Here is a 17,948-nt window from a genome sequence, read left to right on the forward strand (position 1 = left end):
GTGGCCTTTTTAAACATTGAGGGGCTCAAGGTCAGCTATGGCAGCATCAAGGCCCTGAAAGGGATTGATCTGGCTGTTAACGAGGGAGAAATTGTTACCCTGATTGGCAGCAATGGCGCCGGGAAAAGCACCACCATGAATGCAATATCCGGTCTTTTGCGGGTTGCAGGAGGCAAAATTGAATTTGATGGGGTGGATATCGCTAATAAGCCCTCGGATATGATTGTAAAAATGGGATTGATTCAGTCTCCCGAGGGCAGGCAGGTATTCCCTCGAATGACAGTGCGTGAAAACCTGATGATGGGTGCCTTTACTTTAAAATCTAAGGAAGAAAAAGCCACTAACATACAGAAGATCTTTGATCTTTTCCCCATTCTGAAAGAGCGGGAAAAACAGATGGCCGGAACCCTTTCAGGGGGAGAACAGCAGATGCTGGCCGTGGGCCGGGCGGTTATGTCCAACCCTAAGCTTCTGATGCTGGATGAGCCTTCTCTGGGGCTGGCTCCCTTGATTATCAAGGAAATTTTCAGCCTGATTACCCGCATCAACAAGGAGCTGGGCACAACCATTTTGCTGGTGGAGCAGAATGCCCGAATGGCACTTTCTATTTCTGATTATGGCTTTGTTCTGGAAACCGGCAAAATCATCTATTCCGGCAAAGGCAGTGAGCTTCTCCACGACCAAAAGGTCAGAGAAGCCTATCTTGGGGGAATATAGGCGCTTTCTGGAATATGACTGCTCAATCATGCGCTAAAAAGCAGCCCTATAGGCTTGCTTTGAAGTGACATACACATAAAATCGCTCTAAATGTAAAAGGAGGACTTACCAATGGCTGTTACCAAGAACATTTCCAATAAGCCCGCCATTACCGATGATACCATGACCAATATGCTTCGCTCTCAGATTGAGCAGCGTGCCGAATGGTTTTTTCTAATGAACGATGAAGCCGCCAAACGAGGCCACGATTGGGAAGAATATTGCCGCCCGGCTATTTTCCGCTGCGGCTGTTTTCGTGGTGATGAAATGCTCCAAAGCTTCGCAGATAAAGGCGATTTGGTTGAGCTGGGCGAATATTTTAAAAACAACCCCAATACCAAGGTTTTTGAGAAAGAATACATCACCATTACTCCCGAAAAGCTGGAAATGCATTTTCACTATTGCCCCTTGGTGGCAGGCTGGCAGAAAATGACCGACGATGAGGAACTGATTGCTAAATGCTGTGATGTGGCTATGGATGGTGACCGTGGCATTTTCAGCCGCATTCCTGACTGTGCATTCACGCTGGATGGTACCTTGGCTGAGGGTCAGCCTGTCTGCAAGCTGATTCTTGAGAAAACCAAGTAGATTAATGCCCTGATTATCGCCAGTATAATACAGTTAAAGTTTTAGGTACATTATACAGGCTTTTGACAGGAGAAGCCGCCGCACCGGCTTCAGAAAAAGTGGTGAATGAGCAAACTTCATTCACCACTTTTTTAATTTCTTTATCCTATTGCATTGGCTTGGCCCAAAAGCGGTTGCGCATTTACAGCAAACACGGTAAAATATAATTTCAGGCAGACTGAGAGATTGGCGCTGCCCGGACTCAAACAAAGCAAGGAGCGATGGCAACGATGATACTCTCAGGAGAAGAAATCAGAAAACAGGTTGAGCTTGGCTGTATTCGAATTACACCTTTTGATTCGGGGTGTGTCAACCCAAACAGCTACAATCTAAAGCTGCACAATGAGCTGATGGTTTACACCGATCCGGTTTTGGATATGAAAAAGCCCCTTAACACCAAAACTATCGTGATCCCGGAGGAAGGTCTTGTTTTGGAGCCGGGGCGGCTTTATTTGGGCCGGACTCATGAATACACCGCAACCGATGTTTATGTCCCTATGCTGGAAGGGAGATCCTCCATTGGCAGGCTGGGGCTTTACATTCATGTGACTGCTGGCTTCGGTGATATCGGCTTTGCGGGCTACTGGACTTTGGAGATACAGTGCATTCAGCCGGTGCGCATTTATCCCATGGTGGAAATATGCCAGATATATTACCATAGGATAGAGGGAGATTTTAAAAAATACACCGGCGGCAAATACCAAAAGAACACCGGTATCCAGCCAAGCTTGATGTATAAGGATTTTGAAAAGTAAACTTACAGATAGAAAAAAGCCTTTTTAGGTTAGTCGTCAGCAATCCAGGGCTGAAATTGATAAGTGAGGGGGATTTGATCAATTTCCCTCATGGGAGCAGCAACGCCTTCGGGTTTCCCTCCGCTTAGTCTTAGCTCCAGCAGATGGAAATCCTCCTCAACCTCCAGTAAAGTTTCAATCAGCCGGGGGTCAAAGTGCTTGCCGGAATCCTCCACAAGCATATTCATAGCTACATCGTGGGGATAAGCCTTTTTGTAACAGCGCTCATTGACCAGGGCATCGTACACATCCACAACTGCCAAGATACGGGCAGATAGGGGAATTGCCTCCCCGGAAAGCCCATAAGGGTAGCCTGAGCCATTCCATTTTTCATGGTGAGAGCGGCAGATATCCTTGCAATGCCGCAGATACACAGCTTGTTCCTCCACTGTGGTGCCGATGGAATCCAAAATTTCGCCGCCAATAATGGTGTGGGTTTTGATAATTTCAAACTCCTCGTGTGTAAGGCGGGCCGGTTTCAAAAGGATGCTGTCCGGAATGCCGATTTTTCCAATATCATGGAGAGCAGTCGCCTTAATGAGTGCACCCGGATCATTGGCAAGCAGTTCATCCCGGAACGCCGCATTGTGGAGCATGCGGTCCACCATAATGCCGGAAAGCTCCTGTGTGCGCCGGATATGTGTTCCGGATTCCAGACTGCGGTATTCGATAATAGTGGCCAAGGTTTCCAGAATACTCTCATGGGTTTCAGTCAAAGCCTTGGTTTTGGTTTCCACCATAGCCTCCAGATCGTTCTGGTAGTGAAACAGCTTGACATGAATATCCACCCGGGCCTTGACCACATCAGGGTTAAAAGGCTTGGAGATGTAGTCCACAGCTCCTGCTTTCAAGCCCTTGGATTCATTGGTTTCGGCATCGGCCGCTGTTATAAACAGCACCGGTATTTTCTCGGTAATAGGATTGGATTTCAAAAGACTGAGCACTTCGAATCCGTCCATCCCTGGCATCATAATATCCAGCAGGATAGCCTGCGGCAGCCGGGGTGTGTTGAATAAAATCTCCACAGCGCTCAGACCGCCATCGGCCTCCAGAATATCATAATCCCGGGATAGTATTTCCTTTAAAATAATTCGATTGATTTCGATATCGTCAATCACCAATATGCTATCAGCCATGAGAATCAGACCTCGTTTTTCAATTTTTCCAGCAGTGCGCTTATATAAAGGAGGGTCTTTTCCATAACCTGCCGGAAAGCATCCAAGCTGTTGTGTGCAGGCCGATTGTTTTTCAGCTGGGCTTCCAACAGAACAGCTGCGTTGTAAGCGGCTGGCAGAGAAAGATTGCCGGTCATTCCTTTAATGGTGTGAACGGTCTGGATAGCGGCTTCGTTTTCTTCCTCGGAAAGCTCCCTATAAAGCTGTGGGATTTGGGGACTGTTGGCGAAGCTCTTCAGAAGCGTGATATAAATGGCTTTATTGCCCAATATCCGGGAGAGCCCTTTTTCCATATCCACATATGAGCTCAAATCAGCCAACTGCTCCAGAGTGGGAGCAGCACAGGCAACCGGAGGGGGAACGGCTGAATAGCCTCTTGGGTTTACAGGCAGAGGAGGGCAAGATGCCTCCGGTGTACCACGGCTTACATTATCACATAAGACCGGGGGGCCATCCTCAGGCCGGTTAAGCCACAAATCCATATTCACCACGAAGGTGAAAACGCTACCCATCCCTTCTTTGCTGACAACAGTAATATCGCCCTCCATCATTTTAACAATGCTTTTACAAAGGGTCAGCCCAAGCCCAACTCCTTCAAAATGCCGGGATGAGCCACCCTCTCCCTGCTCAAAATAGGTAAACAGGGTGGGGTGCTGATCCTGTGCAATGCCGATTCCGTTATCTGAAACGGCGATAGCTATAGTGGAGCGAATATTATCCCGGGTAATTTCCCGAACATTCACCTGTACCGTGCCGCCAGTGGGGGTGAATTTAATGGCATTGGAAAGCAGATTACCAATCACCTGTGCCAATCGGTAATCATCGCCTCGGAAATAACGAGGTGTTTTGGGGTCAAGCTGGAAGGTTAGGGTATGTCCTTTTTTCAGCGCTTCGGGTGTATACCGCAGGGATATTTCAGCCAGCATTGCATCAAAATCAAAGGGGCGAATATCCAGTGTAAGTTGGTTGGCGGCAATCTGGGACATATCCAGCACGCCGTTGATCAGCTCCAGCAAGTGCCGGGAGGAATGGTTAATTTGCTTGAGACACTCTTTAACCTTTTCGGGGCTTTCGCTGTCTGCCGCAATACCGGCCATACCAATGATGGCATTAACCGGTGTGCGGAATTCGTGGCTCATGCGAGAAAGAAATTCCTGCTTGGATTGATTGGCGTTTTCGGCCTCGGCCTGCGCTTTGGATAAATGCTGCTGTGAAAGGCTGAGCAGCTCACGGTTTTGGGATTGAAAGGTTTCCAGAGCCATGTAATTATCCACTGCAAGGGAGATTGTGCAGCATATATGCTTTAAAAGGCGATGCTCCTGTGGAGACCATGCGGTATTTTTGCGCCCGCACAGCAGAATTCCGATGGGCTGTGCATTCCAGTCAATGGTGAGGGCAATACCGCCCTGTATTTTAGGCAGAAGAGTCTGGTTCATAAAAGTTTCCAGATCGTCGCCCCACAGGCTTTCGGTTAAAGAGTCGGTCAGGCGGCAGACAGCATTTTCTGCGATAAGCTGCCCCATCAATATTTCAAATTCAGGGAAATTTCGGCAGCAGATATACTGAGGAACAGAAGGGTGGCAAAGCCCCAGACACACCAAATCCGCCTCCAATGTATTTTGAAGTTCGCTTACCAGACAATCGAAGCTTTCCTGATTCAAAGCATCGAAACGCAAAAGCTCCCCGGCTTTAAAAATCAAGCTGTCTATTTTAGCATCATATTCGGGCAGAAGCATCTTACAGCCTCCTTTGGATTGAGGATTTCCCCTTGGGAAAGGCATGTATCTTTCAGATAAAATCAACACATCAAGCTTATATGGATTTACTACATTATATCGGCTCTTATATGGAATAGCAAATATTTTGTGAAAAAAACCGCCTTTCTATAGGAGCTTTTGGGGATGACTTGTATTGATGTTTTTGAGCAGTTCTATTATACTAGGACTATATAATGTGCCTTTTCAGTCGCCAAAACCCTTGTACCAGAACAAACCAAAAACACGCTGGAAGTATTGATTTGAGTGGTTTTTGGTTTGTTCAGCGGCCATTATATAATCGTGAAAAAACGGTTAATTAGTTTCTTTAAAGAACAAGGAGGCTTTTTTATGAAGAATAGTTGGATTTCATCCCAATGCTTGTCCCTTCCCGGCGCTGTCGAGGATTATAAAGAGGAATGGGACGCTTGGCGCTATCTAATCGGAGACAAAATGTTTGCCATGGTTGGAACAGACAATTTAAAGCGTCCGATCTTAACCTTGAAGCTGGAACCGGAAGAGGGCAGACTGCTTCGGGAACAATACGAGGATATTGGCCCCGGCTACTATATGAATAAGCTGCATTGGAACTCCTTTTTGCTGGAAGGCTCTGTGCCTGTGGAGATTATGAAGGCCTGCCTCAGCCAAGCCTATCAGCTGGTGCTTGCCGGTCTGCCCAAAAAGGTGCAGGCTGCTATAGCGGGAAAATAACGATTTTGATCATAAAGCTTGTATCAAGAGCGAAGGCGCTTTTGATACAAGCTTTTTTCTATATGGTGGCTCAGAGTATAACCGAAAAAATATATAAAATATTTCATTGATTTAGTTGACTAACACGGTGCTCTGGTATATAATTAAATCTAACAAAAAGGAGCGGATAGAATGGAAAAGCTGCTTGAGAATTTTGCCCGGGGTGAGGTTGCGGCGCTAAAGCTGCGGCGGCTGTTTGAAAGCTATGGCTTTCAAAAAACAGTTCTGAGCAAATTTGAGGACTATGCCCTGTATGTGGATAACCGCCGCTTTCTCAATACAGAAAGCATTATCACCTTTATGGATTTGGATGGAAAGCTGATGGCCCTGCGGCCGGATGTGACCCTCTCTTTGGTCAAAAATGCCCCGGAAAAGGATACAGGGTGCCGGGAACGCCTCTACTATACCGAGGAAGTGTTTCGCCTTTCCAAGGAGAACCGGGAATATAAGATGGTCGACCAGATTGGCCTTGAGTTGATTGGGAAGAACGATCCTTTTTCCAATCTTGAGGTTTTGTATTTGGCACTTGAAAGCCTTGGAGTGATTAGCCCGGATTTTATACTGGATATTTCCCACAGCGGCTTTGTGTCAGGGATGTTTGAAGGTATGGAGTTATCCTATGCGGATGAAAGCAGGATTTTCAAAAGCATTCATGCTAAAAACAGCTGGGAGCTCAGCGGTATTTTAGAGGATTTGGGAACAGCACCAGAGCGTAAGCGGCAGATTATTGCTTTGCTGGAGCTGGATGGCCCTCTGAAAGAATCTCTCGTAAAAGCAAAAAAGCTCATTGCTAACCCGGTGATGGAGAAGGCTTGGCAGGAGCTTTGCCAGCTCAGCGAAATTCTTTGTGCCAATGGCTGGGCAGAAAAGGTGCATCTGGATTTCTCCGTGGTCAACGATCTTACATATTACAACGGCCTGATTTTTAAAGGCTATATCCAGAACATTCCTTCCGCCGTGCTTTTTGGAGGCCGGTATGATAAGCTCCTCCAACGGCTGGGCAAAGAAAACGGAGCCATCGGCTTTGCTATTTCCCTCAACGCATTGGATGATTATTTCCAAAGGGGAGAGGGCAAAGAGGTGGATTACCTGATTCTTTATGATGCGGGTGCGGATATCGCTTCCTTGATGCAAAAGGCCCGGGAGCTGCGCCGGGATGGTTCCGCTGTTCGTGTCGAGCGCCTTTCCGCCATAGGAGATGAGCGGCTTATTCGATGCAAACAGCGATTCTATTTTCAGCAAAACCAGTTGGTAAAGGGGTGAGGATATGTTAAGCATTGCGTTGCCTAAGGGCAGACTGAGCGATAAGGTTTATGGGCTGATGTCCCGCATTGGCTATAACTGCGAAAGCTTTTTGGAGGATAGCCGCAAGCTGGTGATTGAAGATACCGCCAACGGCTTCCGCTATTTTCTGGTCAAGCCCTCGGATGTTGCCATTTATGTGGAACGGGGAGCCGCCGATGCCGGTGTTGTGGGCAAGGATATCCTACTGGAAAGCCAGCCAGATGTGTATGAACTGCTCAATCTGGGGCTGGGCCGATGCAGGATGGCGGTCTGCGCTCCCAATGGCTATGAAGAAAACTCCGGGCTGCCTCTGCGGGTGGCCACTAAATACGTGAACATCACCAAGCAATACTACTCCTCCCAGAATCGGGAAATTGAGATTATCAAGCTGAACGGTTCCATTGAGCTGGCGCCGATTCTACATCTTTCGGATGTCATTGTCGATATTGTAGAGACAGGCTCCACCCTTAAGGAAAACGATATGAAGGTTCTCGGCAGCTTTTTGGATATCAGCGCCCGCTTTATTGCCAACAAGGCCAGCTACAAGTTCAAATACCATGAGATCAACACCCTTGCAGAAAAACTCAGGGAGGTATCGGCACTATGATTCAGCTTATGGAATACCCGGATACGCAGGCTATAGAAGCACTGCTCCGCCGGGATGAAGCCAAAGCGGCTAATGTGGATGAGCCGGTGCGGGCGATTCTGGATACCGTTCGCCGGGAGGGCGATCAAGCCTTGTATGATTATACCCGGCAGTTTGACGGTGCTTCACTCTCCGCCTTGGAGGTTACCCCCGAAGAAATGGATGCGGCTTGGGAAGCGGCTAATCCTGACTTTATCCGCATTTTGCAGGCGGCTCGGGATAACATTGAATCCTACCACTGCAAGCAGAAGCAGGAGGGTTATATCATGACCCGAGGTGCCGGGGTGATTCTGGGCCAGAGGGTTCTGCCTCTTGCACGGGTGGGAATTTATGTTCCCGGGGGTACCGCCCGGTATCCTTCCACTGTGCTCATGAATGCCATTCCCGCCAAAATAGCCGGGGTTGGGGAGACAGTGATGGTTACCCCCCCCGACCGGGATGGAGGTCTGCCGGTGGATATTTTGGCCGCCGCCAAGGTAGCTGGGGTAGATCGAATCTTTAAGATTGGCGGCGCACAGGCGATAGCGGCTCTGAGCTACGGAACCCAGAGTGTCCCCCGGGTGGATAAAATCGTTGGCCCCGGTAACCTTTATGTAGCCACTGCCAAGCGGATGGTTTATGGCTTGGTGGACATTGATATGATTGCCGGGCCCAGCGAGATTCTGGTGATAGCCGATGAAACCGCCAATCCTCGGTTTGTGGCGGCTGACCTGCTCTCGCAGGCGGAACATGACCGGCTAGCCAGTGCCAACTTGATTACCGATGATCCGGATTTGGCCGAAGCGGTTAGGGAAGAAATCGAAACACAGCTTAGCCGCCTTCCCCGGGAGGAGATTGCCCGTTCTGCCATTGAGAACTACAGCGCCATTTTATTGGTGCAATCCATAGAAGAGGCGGTCGCTATCAGCAACCGCATAGCACCGGAGCATCTGGAAATCTGCACAGCGGAGCCATTTTCTCTTTTGCCTTTGGTGAAAAATGCCGGTTCGGTGTTTTTGGGGCACTATGTTCCGGAGGCGCTGGGGGATTATATGGCGGGAACCAATCATACCTTACCCACCAGTGGAACTGCCCGATTCTCTTCGCCCCTTTCGGTGGAGGACTTCGTGAAAAAATCCTCCTTTACCTACTACGATCGGAAGGCTTTCGGGCAAATTGGGGAGGATGTGGCCGCCTTTGCCCGGCGTGAAGGGCTTGAGGCGCATGCCAATTCAGTGCAGGTTCGGCTGAGCAGCCAGTCTTAAAGGAGGAGAAGAAAATGAGTCGTTTTTTAAGCAGGGCGGTCGGTGCGGTTAAGCCCTATGTTCCCGGAGAACAGCCCCAAGATAAGGCTTATGTTAAGCTCAATACCAACGAATGCCCTTATCCGCCCTCACCGGCAGTGGAAAAGGCGCTGGCCGCTTCTCCTGCACAGCTTCTGCGGCTGTATCCCGATCCGGATTCTGCAAAACTTCGCCAGGCTATTGGGGATTACTACAGCCTGCCGCCAGAGCAGGTATTGGCCTGTGGAGGCTCCGACGAAGCGCTTGCCTATGCCTTTATGGCTTTCTTTGATCGGGGTGATCCCGTCTGCTTCCCGGATATTACCTACGGTTTTTACCAGGTTTATGCCGATTTGTTTGGGCTGGATGCCAAAACGATTCCCTTGCGAGGCGATTACGCCCTTTGCCCGGAGGATTTCTGCGGCTTGCCGGGGAATCTGTTCATTGCCAACCCCAATGCACCTACCGGCCTTTGTCTGGAGCCGGAGCAGATCGAGCAGATTTTGCGAGGCGACCCGCATCGCTTGGTGGTGGTGGATGAAGCCTATGGGGATTTTGCCCCAGGAAAAAGTGCGGTTCCCCTTCTAGGAAAATACGATAACCTCCTTGTGGTGCAGACCCTTTCCAAATCCAGATCCCTTGCGGGGATGCGCATCGGCTTTGCTTTGGGAAGTGCCGAGCTGATCGGCGATATGAACCGAGTTCGCTGTTCTTTTAACCCCTACAACCTGAGTCGTCTTTCCATGCTTTGCGGCATTGAGGCCATGGCAGACCGGGAATACTTTGAGGCGACAGTGGCAAAGATTATGGATACCCGGAAAAAAACACAGCAGGCGTTGGCGAAGCTGGGCTTTGTTTATCTGGATTCCAGCACCAACTTTATTTTTGCCCGCCATCCTGCACTGGAGGGAAAGCAGCTTTATCTGAGCCTGAAAGAAAGCGGCATCTTAGTACGGCATTTCGATCTGCCCAGAATACAAGATTTTGTGAGAATCACCATCGGCACCCCGGATGAAATGGAGTGCCTGCTAAAAACAATCAGGAGGCTGTTATGAGAGAAGCAACTGTTATTCGCAATACTTCTGAAACCCAGATTTCCCTCACCCTTGGTCTTGATGGAACCGGGCGGTATAGCGGGAGCACCGGCGTTGGCTTTTTGGATCATATGCTGGAGCTGTTTATTCGCCACGGGCATTTCGATTTGGAACTGAACTGCAACGGGGATGTACAGGTGGATTTTCACCATACAGCAGAGGATATGGGCATTGCTCTTGGGCAGGCTTTTGCAGAGGCCTTGGGAGAAAAGCGTGGTATTTACCGCTATGGGCAGATGCTGCTGCCTATGGATGAAGCACTGGTGCTGGTGGGAATCGATCTTTCCGGAAGAGCTTTTCTGGGCTGTGATTTACAGATTCCTGCCCAAAAGGTGGGCGATTTCGATACCGAGCTGGTGGAGGAACTTTGGCTGGGCTTTACCCGTTCGGCAGGTGCCTGCCTGCACTTTAAGCAAATGGCGGGGCGCAATTCTCACCACATCATTGAAGCAGCCTTTAAGGGAGCTGGTAGGGCATTGGCACAGGCAGTTGCCATTCAGCCCGAATATGCCAATGAGATTCCTTCAACCAAAGGGATGCTGTAAAAACAATTTAGCGCAAGGAAGTGGTAAAAATGGTGGCAGTTGTGGATTATGGCGTAGGGAATTTGTTCTCCCTTTGCTCCTCTCTGGCATACATAGGGGTGGACTGCCGGGTAACCGGAAAGGCCCAGGAGCTGGAACAGGCCGATAAAATCATTCTGCCCGGTGTGGGTGCCTTTGGGGATGCGGCGGCCAAGCTAAAGGCAACCGGGCTGGATGAACAGGTTATACATCAGGCTGAGAAGGGCAAGCCTCTGCTTGGCATCTGTCTTGGAATGCAGCTTCTTTTTGAGCGCAGTCTTGAGCTGGGGTTTTATACCGGGCTGGGTCTGATAAAAGGAGAGATACGCCCCCTTGCCGGCCGAATTGACAGCCGCCTCAAGGTTCCCCATATGGGCTGGAACACACTGGATTTTCACCGGGAAAGCCCCCTTTTAAAGGAGACCGCACCCGGGAGTTATGTATATTATGTGCATTCCTACTATGCCGCCGATTGCGACCGGGCTGTGGTAGCATCCTCCCATTATGGTGTGGAGGTTCCCGGTATTGTGCAGGCAGGGAATGTATATGGTACACAGTTTCACCCTGAAAAAAGTGGCCCGGTAGGGCTTGGCATCCTGCGGGCATTCTGTGAGCTGGGCTAGCGGAGGGAAGGAGACATAATAAATGGAGATATTTCCGGCAATTGATTTAAAAGGCGGGCAGGTGGTGCGCCTGACCCGGGGAGATTACGATCAAGTTCAGGTCTATTCCCAAAGCCCAGCACGGATAGCGGCTGAATTCAAAAAGGCGGGGGCAGGCAATCTGCACGCTGTGGATTTGGAGGGAGCCAGAGACGGGGTTTCCCAGAACTTTGAGGCCATCGGGGAGCTGGCGGGCTGTGGGCTGTTTTTGCAGGTGGGCGGTGGTATTCGGGATGAAGCCGCTATTGTTCGCCATCTGGAGGCCGGGGTAAAGCGGGTGATCTTAGGCACCAAGGCGGTGGAGGACCCTGCTTTTTTGAAGGCTATGGTCAAGAAATACAGCGGTGCCATTGCTGTTTCGGTGGATGCCCGAGACGAAAAGGTAGCCGTGGAAGGCTGGACAAAAACTAGTGGGCTTTCTTCTGTAGATTTTTGTAGAAAGCTTGAGCAAATAGGGGTTCAGACGGTGATATACACCGATATTTCCAAGGATGGGGTGCTGGGAGGCACCAATCTGGAGATATACCAGCGCTTGAGCCGGGAGGTTTCTCTGAATATTATCGCTTCGGGCGGAGTCTCCTTTCTGGAGGAGATTGCGGCACTCAAGGAGTCGGGAGTCTACGGCGCTATTATCGGAAAAGCTCTGTATGCAGGCAGCTTGAATCTAAGGGAGGTGCTGGAAAATGCTCACTAAGCGAATCATTCCCTGTTTGGATGTGCGGGATGGCCGCGTGGTTAAGGGAACCAACTTCACTCAGTTGCAGGATATCAGCGATCCTGCCCAGCTTGCTTCCTTCTATAATGAAAGCGGAGCGGATGAGCTGGTGTTTTATGATATTACAGCCTCTGCCGAAGGCAGGCGAATGTTCACCAATATTCTCGAAAAGGTTGCCTCTCAGATTTTTATCCCTCTGACTGTGGGTGGAGGCATCAACATAGTGGAGGACTTTGACCGGGTTCTCAAATGCGGGGCAGATAAGGTGAGTGTCAACTCCGGTGCCATTGCTGATCCCTCCATGATTGGCAAAGCGGCAGAAAAATATGGCAGTCAGTGTGTGGTGCTTTCCATGGATGTCAAGCGGGTGGATGGTTCCTTCCATGTTTTTGCCAAGGGAGGCCGACTGGATACCGGGCTGGATGCTATAGAATGGGCGAGGCAGGGGCAGCAGAGCGGGGCCGGGGAGGTTGTGCTCAACAGCATTGATACCGATGGAGTGAAACAGGGCTTTGATCTGGAAATGCTGCGGGCCGTGGGAGAGGTTTTGCATATCCCTCTGATTGCGTCAGGCGGAGCAGGCGGCAAAGAGGATTTCGGTCAGTTGTTCCAGCAGACAGGTGCAGATGCCGGGCTGGCCGCTTCTATCTTTCATAGCCAGCAGGTGCCCATCGGCGATTTGAAGCAATATCTGCACGGTATAGGGATTCCCGTGCGCCGGTAGCCTCATTATAGAAAGGAAGTATCACATGGAATTGAATCTCAAATTTAACAGCGATGGCCTGATACCGGCCATTGTGCAGGATTATTACTCCAAAAGAGTGCTCATGATGGCGTGGATGAACAGTGAAAGCCTTGCCATCACCCTTGAGGAGAAAATGACCTGCTTTTACAGCCGCAGCCGCAAGCAGCTTTGGCGCAAAGGGGAAACCTCCGGGAACCGCCAGCATGTTGTTTCGGTAATCACCGACTGCGACCAGGATACCCTTCTCATCGAGGTCATCAAGGATGGTCCAGCCTGCCATTTGGGAAACGAAAGCTGCTTTGAATTTCCTCTGTGGAGGGATGAAAGCAAGCCAGAGTTTTCAGCGGGGGAGCTGTATGCGCTTCTTAAGGGACGCAGGGAGCAGAAGAAGGAAGGCTCCTATACCACCTATCTCTTTGAAAAAGGCGAGGATAAAATTCTCAAAAAAATTGGTGAGGAATGCACCGAGGTGATCATCGCCGCCAAAAAGAACGATAGGGCAGAAACGATTTATGAAATTGCCGATCTTGCCTATCATGTTATGGTGCTCATGGTGGAAAAGGGAATCTCTATGGAGGAGCTGGCTGATGAGTTGGCAAGCCGGCATGTGGTTGATCAAAAGACCAAGCAGGAATACATGAAATAAATCCTTTGATAAGCAGGCGGGAGGGAAATTATGGAATTTTTATCAAATCTTCATACCCACACCTTTTACAGTGATGGAACCAGCACCCCGGAGCAGTACATAGAAGCCGCACTGGAAAAAGGTTTTGTTAGCCTGGGCTTTTCCGAACATGCTTATTCCCCTTATGATATCGACAGCTGCATCCCTCTGGATAAAGTGGAGCCTTACAAGGAACATGTGCAGCGGCTTAGGGAGCAATATGCCGGTAAACTTGAAATTTATACAGGCATTGAAAGCGATTGGCTCAATCCTGCTTCACCGGATGAATATGATTTTATCATCGGCTCGGTGCACTGTCTGAAATTGGGCGAGAAGTTTGTTCCCGTAGATGCCAGACCTGCTATCTTAGAGGCGTTTTTGGCCAATTCGGAGGAGTCTTTTACATGGCAGACTCTGGTGGAGCAATATTACCGGCAGGTAGCCGATATGGTCAAGGCCACCAAGCCCACTATTGTGGGGCATCTGGATTTGATCACTAAGTTCAATGAGGGTAACCGGTATTTTGATGTGAACAGCGGGTGGTATCAGGAGCTTGCGGCTTGGGTGGTGGAGGAGATCGCCAAGACCGACTGTATTGTGGAGGTTAACACGGGCGCAATTTCCCGTGGGTACACAACAGTGCCTTATCCCAGCGATTTTTTGTTGGGCCGCTTGCGGGATAAAAGCATTCCTCTGACTGTTTCTTCCGATGCTCACTCTGCTGCCCATCTGGATTACCACTTTGATCAAACGGTGGAGTTACTCAAAGCCGCTGGCTTTTCGAGCCTGATGAGAATGCAGGGTGGAAGCTTCGAGAGGTGCAGATTGTAGCTCTTTTAAGCTACTTCGATCTATGATAGCTTTCTTTTTATCTCTTGTCATTTGGCCTAACAGGTTGTATAATGGCTGTAGTTATATTGCTTTTCAATATACTGAATAATTCCTGTATCCAACGCAGTTCATTCTGACTCTCTCGAAAAATCAAAATGAACTGTGTTGGGAAAGCCAGATTTGTAGATACTGTTAAAATACGAGGAAAAGATGAAAAAGCTTATCCGGATTGTATTGGGAGATCGTTCCTGCTTTGCCAGCAAAAAGGAAATGGCCGAGTGCGCCACAGTATCAATCTTTGCTGTGGCATTTTTGATTGTACATCTGGCATTCATTCCTTTCTTTTTTATATCCAGTATTTGGCAGCTTGGGATTGTGAATGCTTTCAGCATGCTGATCTATGCTGTCGTTGTTTTGATCAATGTGAGGGTGAAAGGTGTATTATCCAGCCTGTTGATTGTGCTGGAGCTTTGCGCCTACAGTGTGGCCAGTGTATATATTGTGGGGTGGGAAGCCAACACCCAGTGGTTTTTGCCTTTCATGATTATTCCTTGTTATCTTTCCTTTCCTATTTCAAGACGCCGGGCGTGGGTTTACATTGCACTTTTATGCGCTGCACTTTTTTATTGCTATTGGGTTTATCTTTTTACCCCGCCTTTGTATCACATCAATTTGCAATATATTATATTGCTGAACCTATTTTTCTGCACAGTATGTGCTATTGTGGTCATACGATCGACCCATTTTGCCCATCATCTCAGTGAAACCTCTTATCGTGAACGCATTCAGAAGCTGGCCAGCGATGCTGCTATCGATCCACTCACGAAGTTGGGGAACCGCCGCTATGCTGAAAGCAAGCTTCAGGGATTGATTAACGCCCAAAACAGGTCAACCACCTGTTTTGCCATGATGGATATTGACTATTTCAAAAAAATTAATGATACCTATGGTCACAGCTGTGGTGATGAGGTGCTCAAGATTTTAGCGGAACAGATTTCCCTGCGTTTTCGCAAGAGCGATATTGTGGTTCGGTGGGGCGGGGAAGAATTCCTATTAATTTTAACCAATACCGGAGGGGATGCCGCTCAGCGGGTGCTCAGTAATTTTCGCAGAATTGTGGAGCAGATGCCCTTTGTTGTGGATGGCAGGATTTTACGTGTAACTATAACCATTGGCTACTATGAGTGCAGTGGTCACATTGGAGTGAGCCAGGCCATTGATTTTTGTGATCAGGCACTGTATTACGGGAAAAACCACGGGCGAAACTGTATAGTGCGTTTTCATGAAACTGGAATGCGGATTAATTAAAGAAAAGAAGGGTGCCGGCTCTCTGATTTGCAGAGTTGCCGGCACCCTTTTCATCTCAAATATGCGCTGTTTTGACTGCGTATACAGTGTATTCTCCGTCTGATATGTACCCAAGCTTTTGGGCTAAAGAGGCAGATTCCTTATTGGCAGCATCCCAGCTGGGATAAAGCCTCTGCTCAAGGCATTTCAGAATCAGGTTGGCGGCGCAGACTGTTGCAAGACCCCTTCGCCGATATTCCGGATGCGTATCAATTTCGATTTCAATGCCATCCCGGTATACGGTGTAGGAGGATGCGCCGCAGATAATCTTCTCACCCTCCATGATTACAAAGCCGAGGCCTCGTTTTTCGTAGTCCTCGTAGGTGGGGAACTGTGAACATAAATCCCTTGACCATGGTTCCAGAGAAGTAACATGATATTGCTTTTCGTCAATGGGCAGCAGCGAGTAATGGGAGGGGAGATTGTTGGCATACCTTTGGAGCTGCACAGTATCAAAACCTTGGGTATCTTTTTTAAAGGCATAGCGTATACTTTTTTCTGCCCGCTGGGCATACTGCTGCTCAATAAGGGGGAACCACTGTTCTGTTGTGGCCGCCATCAGCAAGCAAGGAGACGGAAAGGATGTGGGGATATTTTTAACCAGCTCCATGTTAGGCTTTCCCGAAAAAAAGCAAAAGTCTCCGGTTATGATTTGCGCAGATTGGGGAGATACCAAAGAATCGACCCAAGCATTGCCCATATATCCTTGCAGGCAAGACCAAATCATGGTTTCATTCCACCCCTCAAAAAGAGGGGCAATTTTATGCATTTCTTCTGTTTTTAGATGGTACATTTGGTTTTCTCCTTCGCAAATTCGTGTTACTCTTACGATAAAAACCGGGCGGCAAACAGATAGTGTTCGCTGCCCGGTTTAAAATGATCGGGAAGAAAGCAGAAATACCTTTTTCTTTACTCAGAGATTCCGAAAGCCTTTTCCAGCGCTCCAGAAGCCTCTGCAAAATCACAAGCGGCAACTAGCAGGCTGATGTCAATTTCCGAGGTGGTAATCTGCTGGATTTCAACACTAGCTTCAGCCAGAGTAGAAACAGCCTTGGAAAACACACCCGAAAAATCTCGCATTTCTTCGCCATAAATTTGGAGCTTACAGTTGCTGCTGCTCACCATGGGCTTGAGAGAAGGATTTTTTTCGCCCATACTGCGGGCAATTTCCAATACCTTAATCATGTCGGCATCCGAGCAAGTAAAGGAAATACTGACACTGCCCCGCACAGGAGAGGTTTGGGAAATCATATCAATGTTAATTTGATGATCGGCAAACTTTCCAAAAATATCCGCAATCAGAGAAAGGCTGGCCGGAATGTCATTAAAGGTTACGAGAGTAACATCCTCTGTGGTATACAACTTGAAATTTCCATTCATATTCGATTTACCTCCGTTATGTTACAAAACGAAATCGGGGCAGAAAAATACTGTGATAGAATTGTCCATGCCATAGGCCGGGCATTAAGAATGGAACGTATAGTAAACGCTCTGCGGTTATTATATCATGTCGGACATACCATAGAGGCCTGCCGGTTTACCAGCAAGAAACAGAGCGGCGTTGATGGAACCTGTGGCGAAAACCTCCTTAGAGGTTGCGCTGTGGCTGATGGTGATAACCTCATCATGCCCTGCAAAGATAATATCATGCTCACCTACAATGGTTCCACCCCGAATGGAGTGAAGTCCAATCTCTTTTTTAGGCCGTTTTTCCAACCGGTTGTGGCGGTCATAGACAAACTCATAGGGCTCATCCAGCACCGATGCCACTTCCTTAGCTAACATGACAGCCGTTCCGCTGGGAGCATCCACCTTTAAGCTGTGGTGTTTCTCCAAAATTTCGATATCAAAATCGTATTGGAGAAATTTAGCAGCCTGTTTAGCCAAAGCGGCCAGCAGATTGACACCCAATGACATATTGGAGGAATGAAATACCGGAATAATCTGACTTGCTTGATCAATATGGGCCAGCTGCTGCTGTGAAAGGCCGGTGGTGGCGATCACAACGGGAAGCTTGCGGGCTACTGCCATTTTCAGCAGGGAATCCACTGCGGCCGGATGGCTGAAATCCACCAGTACATCGGCTTCTACTGTGCATTCATCGGCTCTGGCAAAAACCGGAAAGCCGCCGGTCATATCCGTGGTCAGATCAATGCCTGCCACAATGGTGCAATTTTCCCGCTGGCGAACGTTTTGAGAGATAACCTGCCCCATTTTGCCGTTGCAGCCGGACAGTATCATTCGGATCATAATTTAACATCCCCTTCTACTAACAAAAT

General features: G+C 48.8%; 20 protein-coding genes. 15 read left to right on the forward strand and 5 right to left on the reverse strand.

Annotated elements, in window-relative coordinates; translation table 11 throughout:
• From U6B65_02785 to dcd, 3 genes are all read left to right on the forward strand, one after another.
• Complete coding sequence (locus tag U6B65_02785; GenBank protein WRS28067.1) at window positions 1–717, forward strand: ABC transporter ATP-binding protein; 717 nt, start codon at window positions 1–3, stop codon at window positions 715–717.
• Window positions 718–828: 111 nt separating this feature from the next.
• Complete coding sequence (locus U6B65_02790) at window positions 829–1,344, forward strand: L-2-amino-thiazoline-4-carboxylic acid hydrolase (protein ID WRS28068.1); 516 nt, start codon at window positions 829–831, stop codon at window positions 1,342–1,344.
• A gap of 269 nt (window positions 1,345–1,613) precedes the next feature.
• Window positions 1,614–2,138: a dCTP deaminase gene (gene dcd, locus U6B65_02795; GenBank protein ID WRS28069.1), complete on the forward strand. Its 525-nt coding sequence runs from the start codon at window positions 1,614–1,616 to the stop codon at window positions 2,136–2,138.
• Window positions 2,139–2,167: 29 nt separating this feature from the next.
• Here the strand turns inward: dcd and U6B65_02800 are convergent, their stop codons facing one another.
• Both U6B65_02800 and U6B65_02805 read right to left on the reverse strand, forming a co-directional pair.
• Entirely contained in the window at window positions 2,168–3,313 is a 1,146-nt protein-coding gene (locus U6B65_02800; GenBank protein WRS28070.1) for an HD domain-containing phosphohydrolase, read from the reverse strand.
• Between the two features lie 5 nt (window positions 3,314–3,318).
• The gene (locus U6B65_02805; protein ID WRS28071.1) at window positions 3,319–5,088 is read right to left on the reverse strand and encodes an ATP-binding protein; all 1,770 of its coding nucleotides are present in this window, start codon (window positions 5,086–5,088) and stop codon (window positions 3,319–3,321) included.
• A 369-nt stretch (window positions 5,089–5,457) separates the two neighbouring features.
• Here U6B65_02805 and U6B65_02810 point away from each other — a divergent pair, with 369 nt between their 5' ends.
• The 12 genes from U6B65_02810 (at window position 5,458) to U6B65_02865 (ending at window position 15,630) form a co-directional block, all read left to right on the forward strand.
• The gene (locus U6B65_02810; GenBank protein ID WRS28072.1) at window positions 5,458–5,817 is read left to right on the forward strand and encodes an MmcQ/YjbR family DNA-binding protein; all 360 of its coding nucleotides are present in this window, start codon (window positions 5,458–5,460) and stop codon (window positions 5,815–5,817) included.
• Between the two features lie 171 nt (window positions 5,818–5,988).
• On the forward strand, window positions 5,989–7,119 hold the full coding sequence (locus U6B65_02815; protein ID WRS28073.1) for an ATP phosphoribosyltransferase regulatory subunit: 1,131 nt from the start codon (window positions 5,989–5,991) through the stop codon (window positions 7,117–7,119).
• A gap of 4 nt (window positions 7,120–7,123) precedes the next feature.
• Window positions 7,124–7,747 carry an ATP phosphoribosyltransferase gene (hisG, locus tag U6B65_02820; GenBank protein ID WRS28074.1) on the forward strand — a complete coding sequence of 208 codons (624 nt, stop codon included), beginning with the start codon at window positions 7,124–7,126 and terminating at the stop codon, window positions 7,745–7,747.
• Window positions 7,744–9,030 (forward strand): histidinol dehydrogenase, encoded by a 1,287-nt coding sequence (gene hisD, locus U6B65_02825; GenBank protein ID WRS28075.1) that lies wholly within the window; start codon window positions 7,744–7,746, stop codon window positions 9,028–9,030. Before hisG ends, hisD begins: the two co-directional genes overlap by 4 nt.
• 14 nt (window positions 9,031–9,044) lie before the next feature.
• The gene (gene hisC / locus U6B65_02830) at window positions 9,045–10,103 is read left to right on the forward strand and encodes a histidinol-phosphate transaminase (GenBank protein ID WRS28076.1); all 1,059 of its coding nucleotides are present in this window, start codon (window positions 9,045–9,047) and stop codon (window positions 10,101–10,103) included.
• Window positions 10,100–10,687: an imidazoleglycerol-phosphate dehydratase HisB gene (gene hisB, locus U6B65_02835; protein WRS28077.1), complete on the forward strand. Its 588-nt coding sequence runs from the start codon at window positions 10,100–10,102 to the stop codon at window positions 10,685–10,687. The genes hisC and hisB overlap by 4 nt, the downstream gene beginning before the upstream one ends.
• Window positions 10,688–10,716: 29 nt before the next feature.
• Window positions 10,717–11,328: an imidazole glycerol phosphate synthase subunit HisH gene (hisH, locus tag U6B65_02840; protein WRS28078.1), complete on the forward strand. Its 612-nt coding sequence runs from the start codon at window positions 10,717–10,719 to the stop codon at window positions 11,326–11,328.
• Window positions 11,329–11,350: 22 nt separating this feature from the next.
• The gene (gene hisA, locus U6B65_02845) at window positions 11,351–12,061 is read left to right on the forward strand and encodes a 1-(5-phosphoribosyl)-5-[(5-phosphoribosylamino)methylideneamino]imidazole-4-carboxamide isomerase (protein WRS28079.1); all 711 of its coding nucleotides are present in this window, start codon (window positions 11,351–11,353) and stop codon (window positions 12,059–12,061) included.
• Complete coding sequence (gene hisF, locus U6B65_02850; GenBank protein ID WRS28080.1) at window positions 12,051–12,806, forward strand: imidazole glycerol phosphate synthase subunit HisF; 756 nt, start codon at window positions 12,051–12,053, stop codon at window positions 12,804–12,806. The genes hisA and hisF overlap by 11 nt, the downstream gene beginning before the upstream one ends.
• A 25-nt stretch (window positions 12,807–12,831) precedes the next feature.
• Window positions 12,832–13,473 carry a bifunctional phosphoribosyl-AMP cyclohydrolase/phosphoribosyl-ATP diphosphatase HisIE gene (gene hisIE, locus U6B65_02855; protein WRS28081.1) on the forward strand — a complete coding sequence of 214 codons (642 nt, stop codon included), beginning with the start codon at window positions 12,832–12,834 and terminating at the stop codon, window positions 13,471–13,473.
• 30 nt (window positions 13,474–13,503) lie between these two features.
• Window positions 13,504–14,322: a histidinol-phosphatase gene (locus U6B65_02860; GenBank protein ID WRS28082.1), complete on the forward strand. Its 819-nt coding sequence runs from the start codon at window positions 13,504–13,506 to the stop codon at window positions 14,320–14,322.
• A 210-nt stretch (window positions 14,323–14,532) separates the two neighbouring features.
• Complete coding sequence (locus U6B65_02865) at window positions 14,533–15,630, forward strand: GGDEF domain-containing protein (GenBank protein ID WRS28083.1); 1,098 nt, start codon at window positions 14,533–14,535, stop codon at window positions 15,628–15,630.
• A gap of 55 nt (window positions 15,631–15,685) precedes the next feature.
• Here U6B65_02865 and U6B65_02870 read toward each other — a convergent pair whose 3' ends face one another.
• From U6B65_02870 to dapB, 3 genes are all read right to left on the reverse strand, one after another.
• Window positions 15,686–16,462: a GNAT family N-acetyltransferase gene (locus U6B65_02870; GenBank protein WRS28084.1), complete on the reverse strand. Its 777-nt coding sequence runs from the start codon at window positions 16,460–16,462 to the stop codon at window positions 15,686–15,688.
• A gap of 116 nt (window positions 16,463–16,578) precedes the next feature.
• Complete coding sequence (locus tag U6B65_02875) at window positions 16,579–17,049, reverse strand: ACT domain-containing protein (GenBank protein ID WRS28085.1); 471 nt, start codon at window positions 17,047–17,049, stop codon at window positions 16,579–16,581.
• A gap of 120 nt (window positions 17,050–17,169) precedes the next feature.
• The gene (gene dapB, locus U6B65_02880; protein WRS28086.1) at window positions 17,170–17,919 is read right to left on the reverse strand and encodes a 4-hydroxy-tetrahydrodipicolinate reductase; all 750 of its coding nucleotides are present in this window, start codon (window positions 17,917–17,919) and stop codon (window positions 17,170–17,172) included.
• Window positions 17,920–17,948: the final 29 nt, after the last annotated feature.

Source organism: Oscillospiraceae bacterium MB08-C2-2, from assembly GCA_035621215.1.
Classification (GTDB): Bacteria; Bacillota; Clostridia; order Oscillospirales; family Ruminococcaceae; genus WRAV01.